The following is a 25,012-nucleotide window of genomic DNA, read 5'->3' as shown; positions in this document are numbered from 1 at the left end:
GCCCCCGTACGTCGTGAGATCCCGTATGTCCTGACTGAAAGGGCCGTCCCATGGCCACGACAACCGCACCGACCAAGGCCCGAGGCAGAGGTGACCGCTGGGCCGGTCCGGGGATGCTGTTGCCCTTCTCCCTGTTCTATCTGCTCTTCCTGGTGGGGCCGCTGATCTACACCGTCGTGGCCGGCTTCTTCGACACCAGCCTGCTCAAGTCGGGCCTCGGCGACTTCGCCGGTCTCTCGAACTACTCGGCCGTGCTGGGCGACAGCGAGTTCTGGCGCACGCTCAAGAACACGCTGTGGTTCACCGTGCTGACCACCGTCCCCCTGGTGCTCCTCAGTCTGGTGCTGGCGATCCTCGCCGACCGCTTCGTCCGCGGACGCTGGTTCTTCCGCTTCGCCTTCTTCGCGCCCTTCGTGCTGCCGTCGGCGGTCGTCGCGCTCATGTTCACCTTCATCTACGCCGACCAGGTGGGCCTCGCCCAGCAGGCCGCGACCTGGGTCGGCGTGGACACCCCGCCGTCCTGGCTCGGTGACCCGGACTGGGCGATGATCTCCATCGCCGCCGCCACCGTGTGGTGGACGCTCGGCTTCAACTTCGTCCTGTACCTCGCCGGTCTGCAGGACATCCCGCGGTCCGTGCACGAGGCCGCGGCCATCGACGGAGCCGGGCCCTGGCAGCGCATCCGCCACGTGGTCGTGCCGATGCTCGGCCGCACCACGACCCTCGTCACGGTCCTCCAGGTCGTCGCCTCCCTGAAGGTCTTCGACCAGATCTACATGCTGACCAACGGCGGCCCCGACGGAAGCACCAGGCCCTCCCTCCAGCTCATCTACGACACCGGGTTCGTCGAGGGCCGCGTCGGCTACGCGTCGACCGTCTCGCTGCTGCTCTTCGTGGTGATCCTGCTGGTCTCGCTCGTCTGGTTCGCCCTCGTCCGCCGCGCCGAGAAGGAGCGCTGATCATGACCGCCACCGCCACACCGCCCGTGACCGAGCCGCAGACCCCCGTGGCCGAGCCGCGCCGGAAGTACGACGCCGAGCGTCTGTTCAACCGGGTGGCCCTCGGCGTCCTCGTCGCCTTCTCGCTGCTGTGGCTGGTGCCGCTCGCCTGGGCGCTCGCCACCTCGATCCGGCCCGCGCAGGAGGTCATCACCAACCCCACCAGCTGGTTCACGGCCCACCCCACCCTCGCCGCGTACGGGGACATCTTCGACGCGGGGAAGCTGCCCTACTGGTACGCGAACAGCTTCATCACCTCGATCCTGACGACCGTGCTCACGGTGGTCGCCGGCTCGCTCGCCGCCTTCGCGCTCTCGCAGACCCGCTTCCGGGCGCGCCGCGTCGCGTTCGTGATGCTCCTCGCCGGGATCATGATCCCGGGTCAGGTGCTGATGATCCCGCAGTTCCTGGCACTCCAGGAGGCGGGCCTGCTCAACACCTACTGGGGAGTCGTGCTTCCCCAAGTGCCCAACGTCGTCGCGGTGTTCGTCTTCAAGCAGTTCTTCGACGGCATCCCCAGGGAACTCATCGACGCGGCGCGCGCCGACGGCGCGTCCTGGCTGCGCGTGTACCGGCAGATCGTCATGCCCATCTCGCGGCCGGTGATCTCCGCGGTCACGATCTTCGTGTTCGTCGGGGTCTGGAACAACTTCCTGTGGCCCCTGCTGGTCGTCACGGACCCGGAGATGATGACCCTCCCCGTCGGGCTGACCTCCGTACAGGACGTGTTCGGCGTCCCCTACGCCCAGTTGATGGCCTCCGCCGTGCTCGGCGCCATCCCACTCCTCGCCGTGTTCGCGCTGTTCCAGCGGCGCATCGTCGAGGGCATCGCCGGAACCGGCCTCAAGTAGCCCCGCACATAGGGCAGTTCCACCGTTCCACCGTTTTCCTTCCTGAGAAAGGCTCCAGCATGCCGCACACCGCACGGTTCACCGTCGACCCCGAGTTCACCGTCGGGGAGGTGGACCCGCGCCTGTACGGAACGTTCGTCGAGCACATGGGACGCTGCGTCTACACCGGTATCTACGAGCCCGAGCACCCCTCGGCGGACGCCGCCGGTTTCCGCACGGACGTCGCCGACCTGGTACGGGAGCTGGGTACGGGCCTGGTCCGCTACCCCGGAGGCAACTTCGTCTCCGGCTACCACTGGGAGGACGGCGTCGGGCCGGCCGCCGAGCGGCCCCGCCGGCTCGACCTGGCCTGGCGCTCCATCGAGACCAACCAGGTGGGCACCAACGAGTTCCTCACCTGGGCCAAGGAGCAGGGCCTCGACCCGATGATGGCGGTCAACCTCGGCACGCGCGGTATCGACGCCGCCCGCGCCCTGGTGGAGTACTGCAACCAGCCCAGTGGCACCGCCTGGTCCGATCTGCGGATCAAGCACGGCTACTCGGCGCCGCACGGCGTCAAGCTGTGGTGCCTGGGCAACGAGATGGACGGCCCCTGGCAGACCGGCCACAAGTCGGCCACCGAGTACGGACGTCTCGCGGCCGAGACCGGCAAGGCGATGCGGCAGGTCGACCCGTCCATCGAACTGGTCGCCTGCGGCAGCTCCAACGCGGCCATGCCGACCTTCGGCACCTGGGAGCGCGAGGTCCTGGAGCAGACGTACGACGAGGTGGACTACCTCTCCCTGCACGCCTACTACGAGGAGTTCGACGGCGACCGCGCCAGCTTCCTGGCCTCCGGGGCGCACATGGACCAGTACATCCGCGACGTGGTCGCCACCGCGGACCACGTACGGGCCGCGCGCGGCGCCAAGAAGCACATCAGGCTCTCGTTCGACGAGTGGAACGTCTGGTACGCGGCCCGGTTCGTCGGCGAGCGCAACCTGGAGACCGCCGAGACACCCCGGCTGATCGAGGACACCTACAGCGTGACCGACGCCGTGGTGGTCGGCTCGCTGCTCATCACGCTCCTGCGCAACGCCGACCGGGTGGCCATCGCGTGCCTGGCCCAGCTCGTCAACGTGATCGCCCCGATCCGCAGCGAACCGGGCGGCCCCAGCTGGCGGCAGACCATCTTCCACCCGTTCGCCCAGGCGGCCCGGTTCGCGACGGGCAAGGTGCTGCGCACCGAGGTCACCGGGTCCCGTATCGACACCGAGCGGCACGGTGACGTGCCGGCGCTCGACTCGGTGGTGACGTACGACGAGGAGAGCGGCGCGGTGACCGTCCTCGCCGTCAACCGCGGCCAGGAGGAGTCACTGAACCTGCGGGCCGAGCTGCGCGGCGCGCTGTCCGGCTACCGGGTCCTTGAACACCTCGTCCTGGCCGACCAGAACCCGGACGCCGTCAACACCCAGGCCGAGCCGGACCGGGTGACCCCGCGCGCCGACGGCGGAGCCAAGGTGTCGGCCGACGGCGCACTGGAGGCGGAGCTGGCCCCGGTGTCCTGGAACGTCATCCGCCTGGTCCCCGGCGCCTGACCCCCGCCTCGCCGCCCCCCGCTGTGTGACGTCGCCTTCGGCGTCACCGACCGAACAGATCCGACCCCCACCCCATTGGGAGCATCTGATGTCGGCAAGACCACGTACCCCCATACCCCCACTCCGCCTGGCCGCCCTCCTCTCCGCGCTGGTCGCGCTCCTGGCGGCGCTGCTCACCGCGCAGACCGGCACGGCCGGCGCGGCGAGCGGCACCGTACTGCGCAACGACACCGGCCTGTACCCGCGGGCCATCCGTCTCGCGTACAACGGGAGCGCCAACGGCCGCGTCCTGTCGTCGGTGGTCACCTTCTCCGGCAACAACGGACTCGGGACCATCTACGAGAGCACCGACTCGGGCGGGTCCTTCCGCCAGGTCGGCGCGGTCGCCGACCCGGAGGCGGCGGGCGGCCAGGGCCTGTGCTGCTCCACGCTCTTCGAACTCCCGCGGGCCATCGGGAGCCTGCCCGCCGGCACCCTGCTCTGGGCGGCCTCGGTCGGCCAGGACGAGACGAACCGCCGCATGGCGTTGCGCGTCTTCAGGAGCAACGACGTGGGCCGCACCTGGAGTTACCTGTCCACCATCGCCACCGCGGGCAGCACCGGGGGCCTGTGGGAGCCCGAGTTCTCCGTCGACGCCTCCGGGCAGCTGGTCGCGCACTACTCGGACGAGACCGACGCGGCCCACAGCCAGAAGCTGATGGCCGCGCGCACCTCGAACGGCACGGCCTGGACGGGCCACCACGCCACCGTCGTCAGCTCCCTGGTCTCCGACCGGCCCGGCATGGCGGTCGTCCGCAAGCTCGGCAACGGCACCTACTTCATGTCGTACGAGATCTGCGCCGCCCCCGGCCAGTACCAGTGCGTCGTGCACTACCGGACCTCGCCCGACGGCTGGGACTGGTCGAGCGGGCCGTTCCTCGGCCACCGGCCCGAGACGGCCGACGGCAAGTACTTCAAGCACGCCCCGACCGTCGCCTGGTCCCCCGAGGCCGGCAACCCGCTCGGCAGGCTCTTCCTGATCGGCCAGGTCCTGTACAACAAGGACGGCAGCGTGGCCGCCGGGAACAACAAGACGGTGTGGGTCAACAGCGCGGGCGGCAGCGGCACGTGGCGGGAGATCCCCGCGCCCGTCACCGTCTCGTCGACGGTCGTCGACTACTGCCCCAACTACAGCTCGGCCCTGCTGCCGTCGGCGGACGGCACCAGCCTGCTGGAGATCGCCACCGACTGGGACGGCGGTACGTGCAAGCCGTACTTCGCCACCAGGTCCGTACCGTCCTCCTGAGTCTCCTCGCAGCATGACCTGTGGGCCGACCGCGGCACGTCGTCGCGGTCGGCCCACGGCTGTGCCCTGGCTGTCCGGGTCCGGTTCCCGGAGAAGACGGGCCGGCACCTCGGATTCCAGGGTGAACCTCCGGTTCTCCCAAGGACGTTGACCAGGATCTCGTCATATGACGGAACGAGTGGTTTGAGCTCCCCGTCCGTGTGAATGCCCTGGTTCCGCGACGGTCGTACGCCAAGCATGATCTTGATGAGTACACACGACACGAACACTCCGGATTCGACCACCGCAGCCCCGGCCACCTCGGACGTGACCACATCGGGGCTGCCCGACGCGAACAGCGGGCCGCCGACACGGCGTTCGGTGGTCACGGTGACCGGTGCCACGGTCCTTGCCGCCGGGCTCACCGCGGCCACGGCCGCTCCGGCCACCGCGCTGAGCCCCGCCATCGCACCCTCGACGGCACCCGCCGCCGTGCCGCCCGGCATCGATCCGGCGGCGTACACCACGGTCGCCCGCGCCATCGTGGTCTTCGACAAGAACGACAAGTCGCTGATCCCGTCCTATCTGAAGGCCATCGAGAGCGGGCTGCCGTCCAGCGCGGCCAAGGCCTCGAAGCGGGTCCTGATCGTGGGGGCCGGTCCCGCCGGTCTGCTCGCCGCCGATCTGCTCAACCGGGTGGGTCACGACGTGGTCGTCATCGAGGCCAACGACAACCGCGTCGGCGGCCGGATCAAGACCTTCCGCAAGGGCGGCCACGAGAACGGGGAACAGCCCTTCGCCGACCCCGCCCAGTACGCGGAGGCCGGGGCGATGCGGCTGCCCGAGAGCCACCCGCTCCTCATGGCGCTGATCAAGAAGTTCGACCTGCCGCGCCAGGAGTTCCTGCTGGTGGACGTGGAGGTCGACAACCCGGCCAAGCGGGCCAACCGCACCTGGATGCACATCAACGGCGTCCATCTGCGCAAGGCCGAGTACGAGGAGGACCCGGCGAAGATCAACGACACCTTCGGCGTCACGGGCCCCAACCGTACGAGGACCGCCGCCGCCATCCTCGCGGACGCCCTCGAACCGGCACACCTGCTCATCCGCGGCAAGGAGGGACCGGCTCTCGTCGAGGGCTGGGTCAAGGTCCTCAAGCGGTACGGCCACTGGTCCATGTACCGCTACCTCACCGAGGTCGCCGGGCTCGACACCAGGACCATCGACCTCGTCGGCACCGTCCAGAACCTGACCTCACGGCTCCATCTCTCCTTCCTGCACAGCTTCCTGGGCAGCGCGCTGATCGACCCCAAGACCAAGTTCTGGGAGCTGAAGGGCGGCACCGCGAAGCTCGTCGACGCGCTGTACGCGCCGGTGAAGGGAAAGGTGCGGCTCGACAGGCGTGCCGTACGCATCGAGCGCGGCGGCGGCAAGGTGCGGGTGCACACCGTGTCCGAGGACTGCCAGACCGGCAAGGGGGGCGCCACGGAGGTGTTCGAGGGCGACGAGGTGATCGTCACGGTGCCGTTCTCCGGGCTGCGCCATGTGGCCTTCGACCCGCCGCTGACGTACGGCAAGCGCCGGGCCGTCACCGAGCTGCACTACGACGCCGCGACCAAGGTGCTGCTGGAGTTCTCCCAGCGCTGGTGGGAGTTCACCGAGCAGCAGTGGGAGGAGGCACTGAACTCCATCGAGGACGGCCTGTACACCAGGTACAAGAAGGGGCAGGTCAGGGACGGCAGACACCTCGGCGCACACCGGACCGTACGGGACCTGGGGGTGACCGTCCCCGGTGAACTCAAGGAGTGTTTCGGCGCCTTCCGGCCCGCCGTGCTCGACGACCCCGAGGCCGCCCATGTCCGGGGCGGCGGCTCGGTGAGCGACAACGCCAACCGGTTCATGTTCTTCGAGCACGCCCATCCGATGGAGGGCAGTGACGGAGGGATCGTCCTCGCCTCCTACAGCTGGTCCGACGACGCCCTGAAGTGGGACGCGTACGCCGACGAGGAGCGGTATCTGCGGGCGCTCGCCGGAGTGCAGGCCGTCTTCGGGCGGCGCTGCGAGGTGTTCTTCACGACCAAGTGCAAGACCCAGTCGTGGATGCGCGACCACTACGCCTACGGCGAGGCCTCGGTGCTCTTTCCGGGCCAGCACACGGAGTTGTTCCCGGACATCCCCACCTCGGAAGGGCCCATCCATTTCGCGGGGTGCCACACGTCCATCAAGCCCGCCTGGATCGAGGGCGCCCTGGAGTCCGCCGTCAGGACGGCGCTGAAGGTCCATACGGGCTGACGGTGTTCGTCCGGTCGACAGGGCCGACAGGGCCGTTGTGCCGGGGTGTCCTCCCGGCCGGTCGGCCCTGTCGCCGGCTCACGGTGTCAGCTGCGCCTGGACGGCGGGTGCGTACCGCTGAACGACATCGTCGAGCGGTGTCGTGCGCAGTTCGCCGCCCCGCGCGATGCCGTACATCACGCCGAGGCCGAGCAGCATGCCGACGGCGAGTTCGGCGCGCAGTCCGGCGTCGGGGCCGCCGAGGCGCAGCGCGAGCCGGTCGCTCACCTGGGTGCGGAAGTTGGCGCGGAGCGTGTCTCCCTGGGTGCCGTGGAGGGGGGCGAAGACGATCCTCAGCAGGGGGTCGGCGCCGCGTTCGCTCTGGCTGACGAGGACGTGGCGGACCATGTGGCGCCCGAGGCCGGCCAGCGGCGCGTCCAGCAGGAGGGCCGCGTCCTCCTCGAAGGACATCACCCGTGCGAAGAGCGTCTCCTTGTTGCCGAAGTACTTCATGATCAGCGGGGGGCTGACACCGGCCCGTTCGGCGACGGCCTTGAGCGTGATGTCCGCGTGGGCGTGGCGCGCGAGGAGGTGGCGGGCCGCGCGCAGGATGGCCGCCTTGGTGGCCTCGGCGTCCCGGCGGCTCGGACCGCCGCCGTCCGTCGCCGCGGCGGTCCCGGCCACCCCGGCGCCCTTCGGCTCCCCGACAGACATCGCGGCGGGCTCCCCGACAGACATCGCGGCGGGCTCCCCGACGGACATCGCGGCGGACTCCTCGACGGACTTCACGGTGGACCTCTCGAAGGATTTCGAGGACTTCGCGGACCTCATGATTCCCCTGCCCCCTCCAGCAGCTTTCCCGCCGCCTGTCCGTCGCGCCGCCGGCGCGACGACCGGCCGGGCTTCTCCCGCCCGGTGCCCCCCGGTATCGCCAGGGCCATCGCGCATCCTGCCAGCGCGACCGCCCCGGCCATCGCGAAGGCCAGCAGATAACCCCGCAGGCTGGGCAGCAGCAAGCCGCCGACCGGGCTGATGTGGTGCACCAGTATGGCGGCCACGGCGGCGCTGCACACGGCCTGGCCGATGGTCCGCATCAGCACGTTGACGCCGCTCGCCGAGCCGGTCTGCGCGGCGGGCACAGCGGCCAGGATCAGCGTGGGCAGCGCCGAGTAGGCGAGAGCCGTACCCGCCGACACGATGGCTCCGCCCAGGATGATCACCCACAGGTCGCGGCTGTCCAGGATCCGTATGCCGTACCCGCACGCGATGACGACGGCCCCCAGGGCGAGCGTCACCCGGGGACCTCGCGACGTCGAGATCCGGGCGGAGACCGGTGACAGGAACAGCATGAGCACGCCGTTGGGCAGCAGGCACAGTCCGGCGCCGACGATCGACAGGCCGACCCCGTACCCGGTCTCCGTGGGCGCCTGGACGAGCTGGGCCGTGACCAGGGAGTTGGCGTAGAAGGAGAATCCGACCAGCAGGGCGGTCAGGTGCGGCATCGCCACCCGGGGCCGGGCGGCCAGCCTGAGGTCGACCAGCGGCCGTTCGGCGCGCAGTTGCTGCCACCACCACAGGGCGAGGGTGACCACGAAGCCCGCGAACAGCGTGATCACCGGCAGGCTGCCCCAGCCCCATTCACCGCCCTGCGAGACCGCCAGCAGCAGACAGATGAGAACCGTGGCCAGGCCGAGCGCCCCGAGTATGTCGAACCGGCCCGGGTGGCGTACGGCCGACTCGTCCACCGCCCACCAGCCGAGTGCCACGCCCGCCGCGCCCAGCGCGGCCGACACCCAGAACATGGTGTGCCAGTCCGCGTACTGCACGATGAGCGCCGCGAGCGGCAGGCCGAGCGCCGCGCCGATACCGACCGTGGAACTCATCAGGGCGACGGCGGAGACGGTCCGCTCGGGCGGCAGCACGTCACGCAGGATGCTGATCGACAGGGGCACTACGGCCGCGGCGGCCCCCTGGAGTGCCCGCGCCGCGATGAGCACCCGGATGTCCGAGGTCAGCGCGCACAGCACCGACCCGGCGGTCATCAGTGAGAGGGCGAGGAGCAGGACGCGCTTCTTGCCGTACATGTCTCCGGCGCGGCCGAGCACCGGCGTCAGCACCGCGCCCGCGAGGAGCGTCGCGGTGACGGTCCACGACACGACGGCGGCGGTCGATCCGGTGAGCCGCGGCAGGTCGGGGAGCAGCGGTACGACGGCGGTCTGCATCACCGCCATCAGGATGCCGCCGTACGCGAGGACCGGGACCGTCAGACGCGTGCGCAGCTTCTCCAGGGTGGCGGAGCCCCCGGCGCGGGCGGGCTCCCTGGGTATCGGCTCCTGCATGGCACTTCCTCGGGCACGAGACATGGCAAGGTGAACGGCCATTCAACATAGCGGATGAATGGCCGTTCACCAACCCAATGAGGTCGGGCTCGGATGGCCGGTGAATTCCTATTCACCAGCTGCTCATGATCCCGGATCCGGGGAAATGCGTCTCGTTACGAGGCTTTCGGGCCGGGGGCCGCCGTGCGCGCGGCGTCCAGGTCCTGGATGGTCCCGCCGACCTTCGTGCGCAGCGTTTCCAGCATCTTCGGCTTCGCGCTGATGGCCCACTGCGGGCCGACGAGGTACTTGCCTCCGTACATGGAGGCACTGTCGAGCCAGGTCAGCTTGTACTTCTCGGCGGGGAAGGTGGTGATGAGGTAGTCGCCGTCGGCGGTGTCGCAGACGCCCTCGCGCAGTTCGTCCGCGTCGGTCCGGATCTTGACCTTGCAGCCGGTCAGGTCCGCGATCACCTCGACCTTGGCCGGGGCCACCACGCCGGCGGAGGGGGCGGACATCGCGGAGGTCTCCGACGGCTTGTCGTCCGCGCTCCTGTCCGTGCCCCCGCCGCAGGCCGTGGCCAGCGGCAGCAGGGCCAGGCCGCCGACCAGGGCGACGCCGCGCACCGCGCGGGCGACGAGGGGGCGGCCGGTACGTCCTCGCTGTGGCTGCTGTCGCTCCTGTGGCACGTGCCTCTCCGTATCCGCTCCGGTCCCGCGCGAGCGGGCAGGTGTTCCAGAGGGATACGGAGAAGGAGTGCCGGCCGTTCACCGGCCTCGCTCAGCTGTCGGCTCGCTCAGCTGAACGGGTCGAGCGTGATGTACGCCGTCTGCGGGTTGCCGTCGTTGACCAGCGACTCGTGGGCACCGACGTCGTCGAACGCGAAGCCGTAGGCCTTGCCGTCGGCCATCTGCTCGTGGATCTTCTTGGCGTAGTGGTTGGTCACCGCGTCCTGGTAGAAGCCGGCCGAACCGCTGTCGGGCTGGTTGGAGTTGGTGAGGAGCGTGGAGCGGTTGTAGCCCGCGCACAGGGTGCGGGAGATCGGGCCGCGGACCAGGTCGTTGGGCGCGTCCAGCAGCTTGTAGCAGCCGAAGACGCTGTCCGAGTCCGGCTTCTGGAACGAGGTGACGACCGCGCCGGCGCTGTTGGTGAAGTTCATGACGTTGCCGGAGACCCTGCCGTAGTACTTGGTGCCGGCCTGGTCGGCGAACGGTGTCACCGTCAGCGTGGAGCTCGCGTACTTGGTCCACACCCGGTTGATGTAGTCGTTCATGACGGTGCTCGGCAGGGCGCCGGCCTCGATGCCGTGCCCGGGTGCGAGCGCGCGCAGGACGGTGCCGTCGGAGCGGGTCCTGATGAGGTTGGCCCAGCCGCCGGACTGGCTCCGCAGGGAGTTGAAGAAGGCGTTGTAGCCGCCGGCCTTGAGGTGTCCGGTGGTCTTGACGGTGCCGGCGGCCGTCTTGACGCCGACCGCGTACGGGGCCGAGAACATGTCGACCTGCGTGCTGTTGATCCACAGCCCGCCGTCGTTCAGGGTGTACTCGGTCCAGTTGAAGAGGATGTTCGCGTTCGGGTCGGACGGGTTCTGCACCGCGGGCTGCACGAGACCGCCGGTGGTCAGCTTGAAGACCAGCTTCTGGCCGTACGAGAAGTAGACCCGGCCGGAGAACTTCGGCATGCGGATCGTCTTGGTCTGGCCGTTGGCCGGTCCGGCGATCGAGGCGTCGGGTGCGGGGGTCGGCGGGTTGCCGCCCGCGGGCCAGGCGTGGAAGGTGCCGTTCGCGTCGGCCCATCCCTGCTGGCCGGTCGAGAGCAGGGTCCCGATGACGTAGACGTAGACCTGGTCGCCGCGCCCGGAGCTGTTCTTGAGTTCGAGCGGGATGGTCGTGGGCACCGCGGCCTCGGCGTGGGACACGGGTCCCACGGTCGTGAGTCCCGTGGCGACAGCCGCCGCGGCGACCAGGGGCACCAGCAGTTTTCGCATGGCTAGCACGCTCGTCCTCCTAACAGGTGGAAGCGGACCGTTCGGATCCTCATGAGAGCGCTCTCAGAGTGCTCCCATGAGGCGAACACGTCAAGGTCTAGACCAACATCGACTGGTGCTGGTGGGCCGACCTCGGCGGAACGGGTCCGATGCGTGTGCAGATGCGTGCGGTGCGGATGCGGATACGTCAGCCGCGGGCCATCGCGATCGACCCCGCGAGCCGCTCCCCCGCCTCGTAGATCATGTACGGGACGCCACCGTCGGTACCGAACGACGGGGCGGCGGCGCGGCCGTTCTCCGGCGCGGCGCTGCGGGAGTTGTAGAAGATCCCGAGGTGCGTGCGCTTGCTGAAGTCGTTGCCGACCTCGGTGATCATCATGTCGCCGCCGCTCGCCTTGTCCTTGTTGTAGACGACGTACGTGCTGTTGTTGCGGTACAGCAGGTGGGGACCGCCGACGTTGACGGCGCCGACGTCCGCGTGCCGGACGAGCGGCTGCTGGTCGAAGGTCCAGTTGCGTCCGTCGGCCGACCAGCCCCAGTGGATGTCACGGTGGTTGGAGGTGTTGTTCAGCATGAAGACCATCACGAAGTGGGCGCCACGCGAAGGGAGTTCGTGCGGGAAGACCCGGGCGTACGAGGTCTCGGTCGTACCGCTGGGCAGCATGGACGTGGACAGGACGACCTTGTCGTAGGTGAAGTTGATGCCGTCCTTGGAGCGGGCCAGGCGGGTCGTCGTGTTCTCCCCGTGGAAGTACATCCACATTTCCTTGGAGGCCTCGATCCACATCACGTGCGCGGACGCGACATGACTGACCTTGTAGTGCGGCTGCCAGTTGTTGGAGACGATCGGGTTGTTCGGGTACTCCGTGAACGGGCCTTCGAGGGAGTCGCCGTACGCCAGGCAGATGCCGCCGGGCGCGTCGTGCGGCCCGTAGTACAGGTAGTACCTGCCCAGCGGGTTGGCGAGCCGGCCGGCCGTGCCCCGGATGCACGGGAAGATGATCTCGCCCGTCGGGTTGTACTTCAGCTGGGACGGGGTGAGCAGGGTGCGGACGTACTTGTAGTCGGGGAATCCGCCGGGTGCGGCAGCCACCGCAGGGGCGGCGGCCCCCTCCGCGGTGAGGGCCGACGCGGCCGGGGCGGTGAGCCCGCCCACGGTCAGGGCGGCGCCGGTGGCGGCACCGGCACGCAGGAACAGACGACGGGCGGGACGCGGCTCATTCATGGTCGACTCCAGGAAGAGAAGCGGAAGTGGTCGGAGGTGGGTCGGAGACGGGTCAGAGGTAGGTGGCGGCGGTGACGCACAGCCCGCCGAGCGCGACGGCCCACACGTACGGCAGGGTGCGCACCATGACCTGCTGCGGGGTGACGCCCGCGTACTGGGCGGCCCACACGGTCTGGGTGCTGGTGGGGTCGGCGACGCCGAAGACCTGGTTGTACGAGGTGGCCATGCCGAGGACGACCGCGGCCGGGTAGATCCCGGTGGAGATGAGGACACCGGCGATACCGGCGCCCAGCCCGAACACGTTCAGCGGCCCCCGGTACAGGCACAGCGGCACGAGCAGCGTGAAGACACCCACGAACAGCACGGCGTTCTGCGGGCTGACCGCCTTCACCAGCGGTTCGAGCGCTTCGACCGCGCCGGGCAGTTTCACCGCGGCCAGCAGGATGCCGATGGCGATGAACAGGGCGATCGGCGGGGCGGCGACCTCGAATCCGCCGTACAGGGTGCGCAGGAGGCGCTTGTTCATCTCGCGGGGGCGGGTGGTGGTGACCAGCGCGTACAGGACGCCGGCCAACAGCGAGGGGATGATGGCGAGTTCGAAGCCCAGGGCGAGGATCAGCGGCACGGCCGGGGTGAACAGGGCGTACCAGGGGGCGTCGCCGAGCCGCTGCCGACGGCTGGGTGAACGGGGCTTGTCCTGAACGGACTTGAGGGACCAGGTGTGTTCGACGCCCCGCCGCCGCGACTCGACGAACACGTACAGGACGGCGGCCACCAGGGCGAACGGGAACAGCTTCACCATGAAGCCGCGGACGGTCGGGACGGGCAGTTCCAGGGCGGTGGAGAAGAACTGCCACAGCGGCAGTTCGAAGGGGATGCCGACGGCGATGCCCATGAGGATGGTCCCGGCGGCGGTCACCTTCGGGATACCGACCGCGATCATCGCGGGGATGCCGATGAGGCCCGCGAGCATCGCGGCGGGCGCGGACCCGGTGACGGTGCCGACGAGCGCGGAGACCGCGAGAACACCGAGGGCCACGACGACCGGGCGGTCCCCGCCGAACTCGACGATCTTGCGTACGAGGGTGGCGGCGACCCCCGTCTCCTCCAGGAGCTTGCCGAGCCACGAGCCCAGCACGATCGCGATCATGGTGGCGGCGAGCGCGGGCGCGCCCTCCTGGAGCACGGTGTCGATGACGCTGTTCTCGCCGGTCAGCGGTGCGCCGGCAACGAAGGCGATGACGACGGCGAGGAGGACGAGCGCGAACGCCGTGGGCAGTTTGCGGGTCAGCATGGCGGCGACACCCGCGGCCATGACGAGCAGGATGACGACACCCATGGCTCAGTTCTCTCTTCTTGGCGCGCCGACCGCGGCGGCCAGCGCGGCGGTCAGCAGGAGGGGGCTGCGGCCGAGTCCGCAGACGGTACGGGCGTAGGCGTGGGCGGCGATCTCCTCGGCCCCCGCGACATGGGCGAGGACCCGGAGGCGGCCGAGCCGCAGCGCGGTGTGCCCGATCGCCTCCTTGAGCGCGGCCCGCGTGTCCTTGTGGTGGAAGTGCTCGTGCGCACTCTCGTGCGCGAGGGCCGCGGCCCGCACGGAACCCTCGGGGTACCAGGAGCGCCAGCCGAGATCGTCGATCAGCCGCTCGGCGCGGTCGACGGTGTCGGTGTAGATCTCGACGGTGGCGGGACGCGAGGTGTAGCGGGCGAGCAGCAGTTCTTCGAGGCCGTCGTCGCGCTCCACGATCCGGGCGCGGCACGGCCCGGGTTCGAGGGCCGCGCCGAACGCGTCGGCGGCCTCGGCCCACCGGCGCAGGAGGGCGGGGTCGCGGCCCTCGTGGGTGGGGGTGCCGGCGAGCAGGCGTACCGCGAGATCGAGGTCGTCGGTGGCCTGGTGAGCGGCCGGGTCCGCGGTGGTCGCGAGGGCGCGGTTCATGACCGCACCTCCACCACGGCGACCACGGGCTCGTCGGCGGCCCGGTCCCGCATCTCGCTGCGGGCCAGGGCGAGCAGCGGCTGCGGGTCGAGGACCCCGGAGAGGTCGGCGATCCGGGAGCCGAGCAGCAGCCGCAGCGCGGGCGCCCGGACACCGCCGTCGCCGTACGACGTGGCCTCGCGGACGAGGTTGCTCAGCAGTTCGGGGGCGGCCCCGACGGTGGTGGCGGCCACCTGCGCGTCGGAGGCGTGCAGCCGTACGACACCGTCGGCGTCCACGACACGCACGGGATGCCGGGGAGCCCGCAGCCTGCGGCGCACCTCGGTGCCGTAGACCGTGTGGGCGGGGGTGCCGGCGAGGACGCTGACCCGGTCCGGGTCGGTCTTGAGGCTGGCGGCCGCCGCGGCGAGGCGTTCGCCGTCGTCGGCGCTGTGCGAACGGTCCTGGGTACGCAGTTCGGTGGCGCCGGTGGCGATGGCGCGGACGGTGCTGGTCTGCGGGTCGACGGTCACCTCGACCTCGACCCCGTCGGCGGCGGCGCCCTGGGCGACGACGGCCTGCTCGGCCTCGGCGCGTACGGCGAGGATCTGTTCCTGGGTGGCGCCGGGGATGATCCGTTCGATCTGTTCGCGCACCAGGGCCAGGGCCACCCCGATCGGGCTGATGACCTCGTTGTGCCGGGCGATCCTGCCCTCCATGCCGGTGAGCGCCGCGAGATGCGGGGTGACGGTGGCGGCCCCTCCCCCGCCGCCGACGAGGACCGCGGTGTCGGTGTCGAGCCGGTAGTCACGGACGATCTTGTCCACCACCGACTTCACCTGCTCGGCGCCGGCGTCGAGGATGCGGGCGGCGGCCGTCGGCACGTCCACGCCCAGGGCGGCGGCGAGCGGGGCGATCGCGGCCTTCGCCACCTCCTGGTCGCAGCGCGCGAAGTCCCCTTCCGGGACGCGGCCGAGCGCGTTGGCGGCGCAGGTCATGGTGAGGGCGTACCGGCCGCCCGCCGCGTCCAGGACGGCGTGGTCGGCCGGGTCGTCGGGCATCGGACGCACGGTGGCCAGGGTGGCGTCGCGCAGTTCGTCCGGGTCGGCGAAGCAGGCGTAGGGCAGCCCCGCGATATGGGCGCTGCGCGGTCCGACGGCCGTGACGCGGGCCTGGCCGCCGTGGTTCAGGTCGACGCGGACCATCGAGCCGCCGCCGACACCGACCGTGCGGACGTCGAGGGCGTTGAGGTAGGAGCTCTTGCCGAGCATCGTGGCGTGCCGGACGGCGACCTTGCCCCGGCGTACGACGCTGATGTCGGTGGAGGTGCCGCCCGTTTCGAGGAAGACGCCCTCGCTGATCCGCTCCTGCATCAGCGCGCCGGCGACTCCGGCCGCCGGTCCTGACAGCACGGTCAGCAGGGGGCGCCGGCGCATCTCGTCGAGCGCCATGACTCCGCCGTCGCAGCGCATGACCATGAGCGGCGCGGTGATGCCCGCCTTGGTGATGGACGCGTCGACGAGGTCGGCGGTGGCGAGCATGCGCGGCAGGATGGCCGCGTTGACGACGGCGGTCCGGGTGCGCTTGTGCAGCCCGTACAGCGAGGTGATCTCGTGCGCGGCCGTCATCGGGAGCCCGGCGGTGCGCGCGGTCTCCAGTACGGTCTGCTCGCCTTCGGGCCGGTCGACGGCGAACGGCTCGGTGGCGACGAGGACCTGGGCCCCCGCAGCGGTGACCTGCTCGACCGCGGCGCGTACGGCGCCGGTGTCGTCGGGGTCGGCCACGTGGGCGTAGGCGAGCGGAAGCCGTTTGCCGGGGGCGAGTTCGAGTCGGCCGAGGGCGGCGAGCCGGCGGGTGAGGACGGCGCCGGGGCCGGTGCCGATGCCGATCAGTCCGACGGTGGCGACGTCACCCTCCAGCAGGGCGTTGGTCGCCTGGGTGGTGCCGTGGGCCAGGAACGCGACGTCGGCGGGATCGCGGCCGATCTGCCGGAGCAGCCGGTCCAGCGCCTCGACGATGCCGTGGGCGACACCGTCCTCGTGGTGGTGGCTGGTGGGGACCTTGACCTGTCCGAGCAGGCTCAGTGTCGTGGCGTCCACGGCCACGGCGTCGGTGAAGGTTCCGCCGACGTCGATGCCGACGCGGATTCTGTGGGTGGTCATGTCTGGGCACCTCCTTGTGCTCTGTCAGTCATGCGCGACACCGGGTGGGGCCGGACGCGGGCGCCGAGCAGCCGGTCCGGCCCTCCCCTCGATCTCAGTAGCCCCGTACGTCGGGCCAGTGGCGCTGTACGCCGGCCCGGTCGAGGCCGCGGGCGAACTCCTCGAACCGCTTGTCCTCGGCCTGCACCTGGTGGGGTTCGACGTCCTCGGCCAGGCAGTGGGCGGCGAGCGCGCCGGCGACCTCGCCGATGTTCCACTCGACGGGGTGGAGCCGGTAGCAGCCGTTGGTGATGTGGGTGGTGCCGATGTTCTTGCCGGCGGGCAGCAGGTTGCGGACCCGCCTCGGTACGAGTGCGCCCAGCGGTATCTCGAAGGGCACCGAGCCGATGTCGATGTAGTTGTCACCACCGGTCGAGGGATGCAGGTCGATGCGGTAGTTTCCGACTCCGACGGAGTCCCGGTACCTGGTGCCGCCGTAGGGTCCGACCAGGTCGATCGCCACATCGTGCTCGGTGACGGTGGTGACGGCCTTGATGCGGCGGGACTCACGGACGTACGGCGCTTTCGCGAGGCCGTCCGGGGTGCCGGTCACGTCCGGGCGCGGGCGCAGGCCCGGGAATCCGGTGCCGCCGTCCTGGCGGGGCGCCTCGGTCTGCAGCCAGTACAGGACCGACAGCGACAACTGCCGTGCTCCGGCGACCGCTTCGGCTCCGGTCTCCGCGTCCGCCCCGACGAGCGGCTTCAGCCAGTAGTCGTTGAGGGGCCAGTTGGCGAGGGTGATGTCGGAGTCGAAGGCGCCGGGGCTGTGCAGTTTGCGCGCCAGGATGCGGCGGAAGCCCCACAGTTCCTTGTCACCGGCGTCCGCGCTCTGGTCGGCGCTCACGGCGAGCGGGTCCAGCTCAGGATTGGGCTCGAAGGTCCGCGGTACGGACTCCAGCGAACGGGGGTCCGGTGCCTGGAAGCCCAGCAGCGGTCCGGGCCAGAAGTCGGGCCGGTACGCCCGCCAGAAGTCGTAGTCGGCGGGCCGCTCGACGGTGTGGTCCTCGCCCTCGTGGTGGGAGAGCGCGAAACACACGGTGATGCCCTGCTGGTTGAGCGGCTGTGCCTCGTCCGGGGCATGCGGTTCGTCGTACTCGGACCGCGCCTCGGCCCCGGTGACGTGCTCGACACCCGCGAGGTCGAGGAGTTCACCGGTCTCGGTCGCGTCGATCACGTACCGGGCGGAGACGGTGACCTGCCGGCCGCCGTCCTGGCGGTGCTCCAGCGTCACGGACCGTACGACATCGTTGTCGGCCTCGGCCGCGACGGGCCGGTGGTCGGTGAGGACGGTGAGTCGGCCGGCGGCCCGGTGGGGCGCGAGCATCGCCTCGATGACGGCGAGCGCGACGCGCGGCTCGTGACAGAGCTTGCTCACGCGTCCGGCGCCCGGGTTGAGGTCCGTGAGGGCCAGCGCCTCGGCGCGCAGCGGATACCACTGCCGGTAGAACTGCCGGATGCCTTCGCGCAGTCGGCGGTACGAGGCGGTGGTGCCGAACTGCTCGACCCAGGGGTGCTCGTCGGGCGGCACGGCCTGCGACGTGAGCTGTCCGCCGAGCCAGTCGGTCTCCTCGGTGAGCACGACGGTGCGTCCGGCGCGGCAGGCCGCCAGCGCGGCGGCCACGCCGCCGAGTCCGCCGCCCACGATGAGGATGTCGGCTTTCGGTATCACGCTTCTCCTTGCTGGTGGTTCAGCTGCTGATTCAGCCGTGGTTCGCCCGCTGGTGCGGCCGGTGATTCGTCTGCTGGTCTCGTTTGCTGGTCTCGTCTGCTGGTCTCGTCTGCTGGTTGATCTCGTGCAACGCGCGCCGGTGTCAGGGCTGCTCGGGCGGGCTCCCGGTGGTCGCACCGGGCCGGAAGGCACAGGCGACCAGGGGTTCTTCGGCCGCCTCCCCCGCCACGAGTGCGGCGAGCATGCGGACCGCTGCGGCGCCCAACTGGTGCCGTGGGACGTCGAATCCGGTGGGCTGCGGGTCCCCGGCGAGGTCGGACGGCGGGCTGCCGAGGAGCGCGAGGGACAGGTCACCCGGGCAGGTGAGGCCGGCCTCGTCGGCGGCGGTGCGCAGGGCCCGCCAGGCGCCCCCGGTGTCGGTCTCCTCCGCGACGAAGGCGGTGACGCCCTCGGCGAGCCAGCTCCGCAGCCGTTCGGGGGTGACGTCGCGCCGGGGGTCGGCGCAGCGGAAGACGGCCTCGGACCCGCCGGGCAGTCCGGCCGCCTCCAGCCCTTCCAGGAAGCCCTGTTGACGGTCGGTGGAGGCGGGTGCGTCGTCGTCCTCACGGACCAGGACGATCCGGCGGTGCCCCAAGGACGCCAGGTGCCGGACCACTTCGCTGCTGGCGCTCACGTAGTCGGCGCCGACCCAGGACAGTCCCTCCAGTTCCTCGCGGCGGCCGAGGTGCACCACCGGGAACCCGTCGGCGACCATCCTTTTCAGCTCGGCGATCGGTACATGGCGGCCGAGGAACAGACAGCCGTCCGCCAACCGGACCCGGTTGAGCGCCTCGGGTCCGGTCGCCTTGGCACCCCCGGAACTCGAACCCGTGAACAGCACCAGGTCGTAACCGCGCGCGGCGGCCTCCCGCTCCACCCCCACGAGGAAGGGGTAGTACGAGTGCTCCACGTCCGTCGGGAAGGTGGCCGTGAAGCTGTAGACGCCGAGCAGGTTGTTGCGCGCCGCCGCCAGCCGCTGGGCCGCCGGGTCCGGTACGTAGCCGAGGCTGCGGGCCGCGTCGAGCACCCGCTGCCGTGTCTCGTCCGAGATCGCCGCACCCTGCGCCTTCGCCGACAGCACGAGCGACACCGTGGCCTGGGACACTCCGGCCAGCCGGGCGACCTCCGCCTGCCGCGGCCGGGACGTACGTCCGGCCGCCGCGGGGGTCCGCCCGCGCCTGGGTCCCTTCCTGGGCTGCTCCACCATGCTCCTCACCCGGCCGCGGAGGGCCGACACCAGCTTGCTAATGCGTATAAGTAATGCGCATTAGCCAGAACTGTGGAGTGCTTTCACCGCAACGGTCAAGAGGTGTGACACGACTTCTTCGCGCGACGGGCTCTCCCGCGGAGGGCGGTCGAACATGAAGATTCAACCGGGCCATTGACCCGTCAACCGGTTCCGGTTAACGTCCACGCCGAGCCTTTCCAAGGACCAGCCCCTGTGCCCCCACCGCAGTGTTCGGCAAGCCTTCGGGAGTTCATCCATGCGCGCCAGACGATCCCCACTCGCAGCCCTCGCCCTTGCTCTGACAACGATGTCGGCCCTGTTGATCCAGGCCGCCCCCTCCTCCGTCGCGGCCTCCGGGACGGCGGCGGCGCCCGCGGCGACCGTGTGCAACAAGTACTGCGACGCGCGGGATCCGGCCCTCAGCGGGCAGGACCGCAGACCTGTCACCGCCACGCTCTTCTCGCGGACGTTCGAGCTGCACTTCAACGACGCCGACGCCATGGGCTGGGCCTCCGTCGGCAACGGCAGCCCCGGGGACGAGGTGTGGCTGGACCGCTCCTACGACGGCGGGCGCAGCTGGTCCGCGAACAGCCGTCTCGGCGCCACGAAGATCCCGGCCGGCCAGACCGGCTGGCGGACGCTGATGTACAACGTCGACGACTGGGCGGGCCACGGCGTCGGCGCGCTGCGCGCCTGCGGCAAGGCCGCCGACCGGACCGACATCGTCTGCACACCGTGGGCCCGGTCCACCTGGAACGCCGGCGAGCGGCGCACCGCGGCGGCCACCGCACAGATGCAGTTCTACAACTACGGCACCGGCCTGTTCGACACCACCGGCTGGTGGAACTCCGCCAACGCGCTGCACGCGATCATCGACAACATCCGGGTCACCGGCATGCAGAGTTACGCGTACGCCGTCGGCCGCACCTACGACCTGCAACTGGGCGCGGCCGACGGGCAGTTCCGCAACGACTACATCGACGACACCGGCTGGTGGGGGCTGACCTGGATCGCGGCGTACGACCTCACCGGCGATCCCCGCTATCTGGCCACGGCACGGGCCGACGCGGACTACATGGCCTCCTACTGGGACAGCACCTGCGGCGGCGGGGTGTGGTGGAGCACCGCGAAGACGGTGAAGAACGCCATCCCCAACTCCCTGTACATCGAGCTGAACGCGGCCCTGCACAACCGCATCCCGGGCGACACCACCTATCTTCAGCGTGCGAAGGCGGACTGGAGCTGGTTCCAGGGGACGGGCATGATCAACGCCGATCAGACGGTGAGCGACGGCCTCAGCATGAGCACCTGCAAGGTCGGCGACAGCACGGTCTGGTCCTACAACCAGGGCCAACTCGTCGGCGGCCTGGTGGAGTTGCACAAGGCCACGGGTGACTCCTCGGTGCTCGCCGCCGCCCGCCGGATCGCCGACGCCAACACCGTTTCCGGCAAGCTCAACACCTCGGCCGGCATCCTCAGGGACCCCTGCGAGTCGGGTGACTGCGGCGCGGACGGAGCGTCGTTCAAGGGCGCCGACGTGCGCGGTCTTGCGAAGCTGAACGCTGCGCTTTCCGACCGGCCGTACACCGCGTACCTCAAGAAGCAGGCCGCCCAGGCGTACGCGGCCGACCGCAATCCGCTCGACCAGTACGGTCTGCGCTGGTACGGCCCGCTGGACAAGACGGATGCCGCGCGGCAGCAGAGTGCTCTCGATCTGATGAACGCGGCGTCCTGAGGTTACGCGGCGTCCGTCCGGCGGGTCGCCCAGCGGGCCGGGCCGGTGGACGCGACGACCACCGCCCGCCGCCCGCCGCCCGGCGACCGGCGCCGGGCGGAGTCGCAGCCGTGCGGGTCCGTCGTGGCTGGGCGCGCCGTTCCCCGCGTCCCTGAAGGGCCGCGCACCCTGGCGGCATTCCCCGACAAGCCAGTGCCCGCGGACCTGACCACCTCCACCCAGCAACCAGCACCAGGCGCAGTCACGAACCTGCCGGTCCGTCGCGGCTGGGCGCGCCGTTCCCCGCGCCCCTGAAGGGCCGCGCACCCTGCACCGCCCGGCGACCGGCGACCGGCGCCGGGCGGAGTCGCGGCCGTGCGGGTCCGTCGTGGCTGGGCGCGCCGTTCCCCGCGTCCCTGAAGGGCCGCTCATCTCGACGGCCTTTCCGGAAAGGGCGGTGCTTGCGGAAGCGCTTCGACATAGGCTCCCGAGGGCACTCGCCCGGCCGCACTCCTCAGGGACGGACATGACGTACTTCGACAATCCCGTCATACCCGGCTTCAGCCCCGACCCCAGCATCTGCCGGGTCGGCGACGACTACTACCTGGCGACGTCCAGTTTCGAGTACGTACCCGGCGTACCCCTGTGGCACAGCCGTGACCTCGTGCACTGGCGGCTGATCGGGCATGCGCTGGACCGGCCGTCGCAGCTGGCGCTGCCCGACACGGCCGCCGCCTCCACAGGGGTGTACGCGCCCACGCTGCGCCATCACGACGGACTGTTCTGGCTGATCACGACCGTGGTCGCCGGGGCGGGCAACATTCTCGTGACCGCCGAGGACCCGGCGGGGCCCTGGTCGGATCCGGTGCCGGTCGGCGTTCCGGGCATCGACCCGGACCTGGCCTGGGAGGAGGACGGAACCTGCTGGTGCGTGTTCTCGGACGGTGGGATCCACGGCGTCCGCATCGACCCGAAGTCCGGCGAGCTGCGAGGCGATCCCGTGCCGATGTGGTCGGGCAGCGGACTGCAGTACCCGGAGGGCCCGCACCTCTACCGGATCGACGACTGGTGGTACCTGCTGCTGTCGGAGGGCGGCACCGAGCGCGGTCACGCGCTGTCGGTGGCCAGGTCGCGTACGCTGCCGGGTCCTTTCGAAGCGCATCCGGCCAACCCCGTCCTGTCCCATCGCAGTACGAACCATCCGGTGCAGAACACCGGCCACGGCGATCTGGTGGAGGCGCAGGACGGCACCTGGTGGATGGTGCTGCTGGGCACCAGGCCCCGCGGTGACACGCCGATGTACCACGGCATGGGCCGGGAGACGTTCCTGGCGCCGGTGCGGTGGGAGGACGGCTGGCCACTGCCCGGACCGCTGGAACCGCGTGCGCAGGCTCCGGCGCTCACCCCTCACCCCTGGCCGCGGGAGGCGGACCGCGACGACTTCGACTCCCCCGCGCTCGCGCCGTGCTGGGTGTCACTGCGACGGAGCGACCCGGAGGCCGTACGGCTCGACGAACGCCCGGGCCATCTGACCCTGCACGCCCGCGCGGACAGTCTCGACACACCGGGCGCGCTCTTCGTCGGACGGCGGCAGCGCGACCCCGACTGCACCGCGCGCACGCAGATCGAGGTCTCCGACGGCGGCCGGGGCGGGCTCGCGGTACGCCTGGACGAGGCACACCACTACGAGGTGGAGGTGGCCGACGGCACGGTCCGCGCGGTCGCCAGGATCGGCCCGCTGAGCCGGTCGGTCGCCGAACGGGCCGTGCCCGCAGGTCCGTTGAGGCTGCGCATCGACATCACCACCTCCGACGTCCTGCCGCCCACGGTCACCTCCCGCGACCCGGCGACACCTCCCCCGCCCGGCCTGCGCACGGGCGGCCCCGACACCCTCCGCCTGGGGTACGAGACGGACGGCGGCGCCTTCGAGGTCCTCGCCGAACTCGACGGCCGCTACCTCACCACCGAGGTCGCCGGAGGCTTCACGGGCCGCGTCCTCGGCATGTACGCCACCCGGGGCAGCGCGGCCTTCGACTGGTTCGAGCTGCGGTCCGCCTGACAGGGCCCGTCAGGGGTCGTCGGAGTCCTCAGGGGTCGCCCGGGGTCGTCAGGGATCGCGGACGACCCCGCTCCTGGTCGCCTCAGCCGGTCGCGGAGGCTTCCTCGCTGCGCCGGTTGGCGAGGTCGATCTCCGCCATGTGTTCCTCGGCCCAGGCGCGGACCATGGCCAGCGGCCCTTCCAGTGAGAGGCCCAGCGGGGTCAACCGGTAGTGCACGCGGGGCGGCACGGTCGGTTCCACCCGGCGGCTGACCAAGCCGTCGCGGGCCATGTTCTGCAGGGTGACCGAGAGCATCTTCTGTGAGACGCCGGCCATCCTGCGCTGCAGCTCGGCGAAGCGCACCTCGTCCGGAGAGGCCTCCGCCAGCACCTTGACGGCCATCGACGTCCACTTGGTGCCGATCCGGTCGAGCAGTCGGCGGGTCGGACACTGCGGGGAGAACAGGTCTCCCCGACCTTGCCCGGTCGCGGGCACGGACGGAGGGGTCACCTCGGGCTCACCACCTGTCGAAGAAGTGCGGTCTTGGATCTCTCACACTACGCACCTATCGTTTTGTCGTCACCATTGGTAACCACCTGAGAGGTCCATGTGCCCGCCACATCGAGCCGTACGTCCAGCCCGTCCAGCCCGTCCAGCCCGTCCAGCCCGCCCAGCCCGTCCAGCCCGTCCGCACCGCCCAGTCATGACCGGCCCGCCGTGGAACTCCGGCGGATCACCGCCAACGGCGTCGACCTCAACGTGGCCCTGGCCGGTGAGGGCCCGGCCGTCCTGCTGCTCCACGGCTTCCCGCACACCTGGCAGCTGTGGACCGACGTCCTCCCCGAGCTGGCCGGCCGCTACCGGGTGATCGCACCGGACCTCCGAGGATTCGGTGCGAGCGCGCGGGAGGAGAGCGGGTACGACGCCGGGACGCTCGCGACCGACGCCGAGGCCGTTCTCGACGCCCTAGGGGTGAGTTCCGCGGCGGTGATCGGTATCGACGCGGGCACCCCGCCGGCCTTCCTGCTCGCCATGCGCCGTCCAGGTCTCGTCCGGCAACTCGTGCTCATGGAGTCGCTGTTGGGCACACTGCCGGGTGCCGAGGAGTTCCTCGCCCATGGGGCACCGTGGTGGTTCGGCTTCCACTCGGCGCCCGGCCTCGCGGAATCCGTGCTCACCGGGCACGAGGGCGAGTACATCGACTGGTTCCTCGACGCCGGAACGCTCGGGCACGGCGTGCGCCCCGCTCTCCGGGACGCCTTCGTGGACGCGTACACCGGCGCCGAGGCCCTGCGCTGTGCCTTCTCGTACTATCGCGCACTGCCCACGAGCGCCCGGCAGGTGCAGGAAGCCGTCCGTACGGCGCGGTTGACCGTCCCCACCCTGGCCATCGGCGCCCGGCCGGTGGGCAGAGCGCTGGAACAGCAGCTACGGCCTGTGGCGGATCATCTGGTGGGCCATGTCATCGAGGACTGCGGCCACATCATTCCGCTGCATCGCCCCGACGAACTGCTCGGGCTTCTGAGGCCCTTCCTGGCGGCGGGCGATGAGGGCAAGCAGGTATAGCCACTCCTCGCCACTCTCAACTTATAGCGCACCGGGGGGCTTGCGGCAAGGCCCCCGTTCTGCTGCAGAATCTCGCACTCAAGGCGAGTAACTGCGGAAAAAGGTGATTCACGAAGTGCGTGCGTTTTTGCCGCTCGACGGTCCGCGCGGTGA

19 protein-coding genes are annotated in these 25,012 nt (G+C 70.7%); 8 read left to right on the top strand and 11 right to left on the bottom strand.

The window, feature by feature from the left end:
* The first annotated feature begins 50 nt into the window (after positions 1-50).
* The 5 genes from ACZ60E_RS01515 (at position 51) to ACZ60E_RS01495 (ending at position 6,982) form a co-directional block, all read left to right on the top strand.
* Entirely contained in the window at positions 51-959 is a 909-nt protein-coding gene (locus tag ACZ60E_RS01515) for a carbohydrate ABC transporter permease (RefSeq protein ID WP_384805433.1), read from the top strand.
* Between the two features lie 2 nt (positions 960-961).
* A complete protein-coding gene (locus ACZ60E_RS01510) occupies positions 962-1,849 on the top strand; it encodes a carbohydrate ABC transporter permease (protein ID WP_469436912.1) in 888 nt (295 codons plus the stop codon).
* Positions 1,850-1,908: 59 nt separating this feature from the next.
* The gene (gene arfA, locus ACZ60E_RS01505) at positions 1,909-3,426 is read left to right on the top strand and encodes an arabinosylfuranosidase ArfA (protein WP_469436910.1); all 1,518 of its coding nucleotides are present in this window, start codon (positions 1,909-1,911) and stop codon (positions 3,424-3,426) included.
* 88 nt (positions 3,427-3,514) lie between these two features.
* Positions 3,515-4,711 (top strand): exo-alpha-sialidase, encoded by a 1,197-nt coding sequence (locus ACZ60E_RS01500; protein WP_469436908.1) that lies wholly within the window; start codon positions 3,515-3,517, stop codon positions 4,709-4,711.
* A 246-nt stretch (positions 4,712-4,957) separates the two neighbouring features.
* Positions 4,958-6,982 (top strand): flavin monoamine oxidase family protein, encoded by a 2,025-nt coding sequence (locus ACZ60E_RS01495; protein WP_469436905.1) that lies wholly within the window; start codon positions 4,958-4,960, stop codon positions 6,980-6,982.
* A 78-nt stretch (positions 6,983-7,060) separates the two neighbouring features.
* Here ACZ60E_RS01495 and ACZ60E_RS01490 read toward each other — a convergent pair whose 3' ends face one another.
* The 10 genes from ACZ60E_RS01490 to ACZ60E_RS01445 form a co-directional block, all read right to left on the bottom strand.
* The gene (locus ACZ60E_RS01490; RefSeq protein ID WP_469436903.1) at positions 7,061-7,792 is read right to left on the bottom strand and encodes a TetR/AcrR family transcriptional regulator; all 732 of its coding nucleotides are present in this window, start codon (positions 7,790-7,792) and stop codon (positions 7,061-7,063) included.
* Entirely contained in the window at positions 7,789-9,300 is a 1,512-nt protein-coding gene (locus ACZ60E_RS01485; RefSeq protein ID WP_469436901.1) for an MFS transporter, read from the bottom strand. The genes ACZ60E_RS01490 and ACZ60E_RS01485 overlap by 4 nt, the downstream gene beginning before the upstream one ends.
* 155 nt (positions 9,301-9,455) lie before the next feature.
* A complete protein-coding gene (locus ACZ60E_RS01480; RefSeq protein ID WP_469436899.1) occupies positions 9,456-9,968 on the bottom strand; it encodes a hypothetical protein in 513 nt (170 codons plus the stop codon).
* 107 nt (positions 9,969-10,075) lie between these two features.
* Positions 10,076-11,263, bottom strand: coding sequence for a glycoside hydrolase family 64 protein (locus ACZ60E_RS01475; RefSeq protein WP_385838819.1), 1,188 nt, complete (start codon positions 11,261-11,263; stop codon positions 10,076-10,078).
* A gap of 187 nt (positions 11,264-11,450) precedes the next feature.
* Positions 11,451-12,488, bottom strand: coding sequence for a hypothetical protein (locus tag ACZ60E_RS01470; protein ID WP_385838820.1), 1,038 nt, complete (start codon positions 12,486-12,488; stop codon positions 11,451-11,453).
* A 52-nt stretch (positions 12,489-12,540) separates the two neighbouring features.
* Positions 12,541-13,827, bottom strand: a complete 1,287-nt coding sequence (locus tag ACZ60E_RS01465; protein ID WP_469436893.1) for a TRAP transporter large permease — start codon at positions 13,825-13,827, stop codon at positions 12,541-12,543.
* Positions 13,828-13,830: 3 nt separating this feature from the next.
* Complete coding sequence (locus ACZ60E_RS01460) at positions 13,831-14,424, bottom strand: hypothetical protein (protein WP_384805453.1); 594 nt, start codon at positions 14,422-14,424, stop codon at positions 13,831-13,833.
* Positions 14,421-16,565 (bottom strand): hydantoinase/oxoprolinase family protein, encoded by a 2,145-nt coding sequence (locus ACZ60E_RS01455; protein ID WP_469436890.1) that lies wholly within the window; start codon positions 16,563-16,565, stop codon positions 14,421-14,423. Before ACZ60E_RS01455 ends, ACZ60E_RS01460 begins: the two co-directional genes overlap by 4 nt.
* 94 nt (positions 16,566-16,659) lie before the next feature.
* Entirely contained in the window at positions 16,660-18,273 is a 1,614-nt protein-coding gene (locus tag ACZ60E_RS01450) for an FAD-dependent oxidoreductase (protein WP_469436888.1), read from the bottom strand.
* Between the two features lie 142 nt (positions 18,274-18,415).
* Positions 18,416-19,519 carry a LacI family DNA-binding transcriptional regulator gene (locus ACZ60E_RS01445; RefSeq protein ID WP_469436885.1) on the bottom strand — a complete coding sequence of 368 codons (1,104 nt, stop codon included), beginning with the start codon at positions 19,517-19,519 and terminating at the stop codon, positions 18,416-18,418.
* A 277-nt stretch (positions 19,520-19,796) separates the two neighbouring features.
* On the opposite strand from ACZ60E_RS01445, the gene ACZ60E_RS01440 reads away from it, so the two are divergent.
* Together ACZ60E_RS01440 and ACZ60E_RS01435 are read left to right on the top strand one after the other, a co-directional pair.
* Positions 19,797-21,275 (top strand): glycoside hydrolase family 76 protein, encoded by a 1,479-nt coding sequence (locus ACZ60E_RS01440; protein ID WP_469436882.1) that lies wholly within the window; start codon positions 19,797-19,799, stop codon positions 21,273-21,275.
* Positions 21,276-21,780: 505 nt separating this feature from the next.
* Positions 21,781-23,313 carry a glycoside hydrolase family 43 protein gene (locus tag ACZ60E_RS01435; RefSeq protein ID WP_469436880.1) on the top strand — a complete coding sequence of 511 codons (1,533 nt, stop codon included), beginning with the start codon at positions 21,781-21,783 and terminating at the stop codon, positions 23,311-23,313.
* An 82-nt stretch (positions 23,314-23,395) separates the two neighbouring features.
* Here ACZ60E_RS01435 and ACZ60E_RS01430 read toward each other — a convergent pair whose 3' ends face one another.
* Positions 23,396-23,803 (bottom strand): winged helix-turn-helix transcriptional regulator, encoded by a 408-nt coding sequence (locus ACZ60E_RS01430; RefSeq protein WP_469436877.1) that lies wholly within the window; start codon positions 23,801-23,803, stop codon positions 23,396-23,398.
* Between the two features lie 207 nt (positions 23,804-24,010).
* Between ACZ60E_RS01430 and ACZ60E_RS01425 the strand changes: the two genes are divergently transcribed.
* Positions 24,011-24,859, top strand: a complete 849-nt coding sequence (locus ACZ60E_RS01425; protein ID WP_469438287.1) for an alpha/beta fold hydrolase — start codon at positions 24,011-24,013, stop codon at positions 24,857-24,859.
* Positions 24,860-25,012 lie beyond the last annotated feature (153 nt).

The organism is Streptomyces sp. NPDC102514 (assembly GCF_055584525.1).
Note: the sequence above shows the minus strand (reverse complement) of the source record. Positions and strands in the feature narration are given on the sequence as shown.

What these genes read in the sequence shown, in the direction of transcription:
- ACZ60E_RS01515 (WP_384805433.1), top strand. Translation starts at nt 51, where the DNA reads ATGGCCACGACAACCGCACCGACCAAGGCCCGAGGCAGAGGTGACCGC.
- ACZ60E_RS01510 (WP_469436912.1), top strand. Translation starts at nt 962, where the DNA reads ATGACCGCCACCGCCACACCGCCCGTGACCGAGCCGCAGACCCCCGTG.
- arfA (WP_469436910.1), top strand. Translation starts at nt 1,909, where the DNA reads ATGCCGCACACCGCACGGTTCACCGTCGACCCCGAGTTCACCGTCGGG.
- ACZ60E_RS01500 (WP_469436908.1), top strand. Translation starts at nt 3,515, where the DNA reads ATGTCGGCAAGACCACGTACCCCCATACCCCCACTCCGCCTGGCCGCC.
- ACZ60E_RS01495 (WP_469436905.1), top strand. Translation starts at nt 4,958, where the DNA reads ATGAGTACACACGACACGAACACTCCGGATTCGACCACCGCAGCCCCG.
- ACZ60E_RS01490 (WP_469436903.1), bottom strand. Translation starts at nt 7,792, where the DNA reads ATGAGGTCCGCGAAGTCCTCGAAATCCTTCGAGAGGTCCACCGTGAAG.
- ACZ60E_RS01485 (WP_469436901.1), bottom strand. Translation starts at nt 9,300, where the DNA reads ATGCAGGAGCCGATACCCAGGGAGCCCGCCCGCGCCGGGGGCTCCGCC.
- ACZ60E_RS01475 (WP_385838819.1), bottom strand. Translation starts at nt 11,263, where the DNA reads ATGCGAAAACTGCTGGTGCCCCTGGTCGCCGCGGCGGCTGTCGCCACG.
- ACZ60E_RS01470 (WP_385838820.1), bottom strand. Translation starts at nt 12,488, where the DNA reads ATGAATGAGCCGCGTCCCGCCCGTCGTCTGTTCCTGCGTGCCGGTGCC.
- ACZ60E_RS01465 (WP_469436893.1), bottom strand. Translation starts at nt 13,827, where the DNA reads ATGGGTGTCGTCATCCTGCTCGTCATGGCCGCGGGTGTCGCCGCCATG.
- ACZ60E_RS01460 (WP_384805453.1), bottom strand. Translation starts at nt 14,424, where the DNA reads ATGAACCGCGCCCTCGCGACCACCGCGGACCCGGCCGCTCACCAGGCC.
- ACZ60E_RS01455 (WP_469436890.1), bottom strand. Translation starts at nt 16,565, where the DNA reads ATGACCACCCACAGAATCCGCGTCGGCATCGACGTCGGCGGAACCTTC.
- ACZ60E_RS01445 (WP_469436885.1), bottom strand. Translation starts at nt 19,519, where the DNA reads ATGGTGGAGCAGCCCAGGAAGGGACCCAGGCGCGGGCGGACCCCCGCG.
- ACZ60E_RS01440 (WP_469436882.1), top strand. Translation starts at nt 19,797, where the DNA reads ATGCGCGCCAGACGATCCCCACTCGCAGCCCTCGCCCTTGCTCTGACA.
- ACZ60E_RS01435 (WP_469436880.1), top strand. Translation starts at nt 21,781, where the DNA reads ATGACGTACTTCGACAATCCCGTCATACCCGGCTTCAGCCCCGACCCC.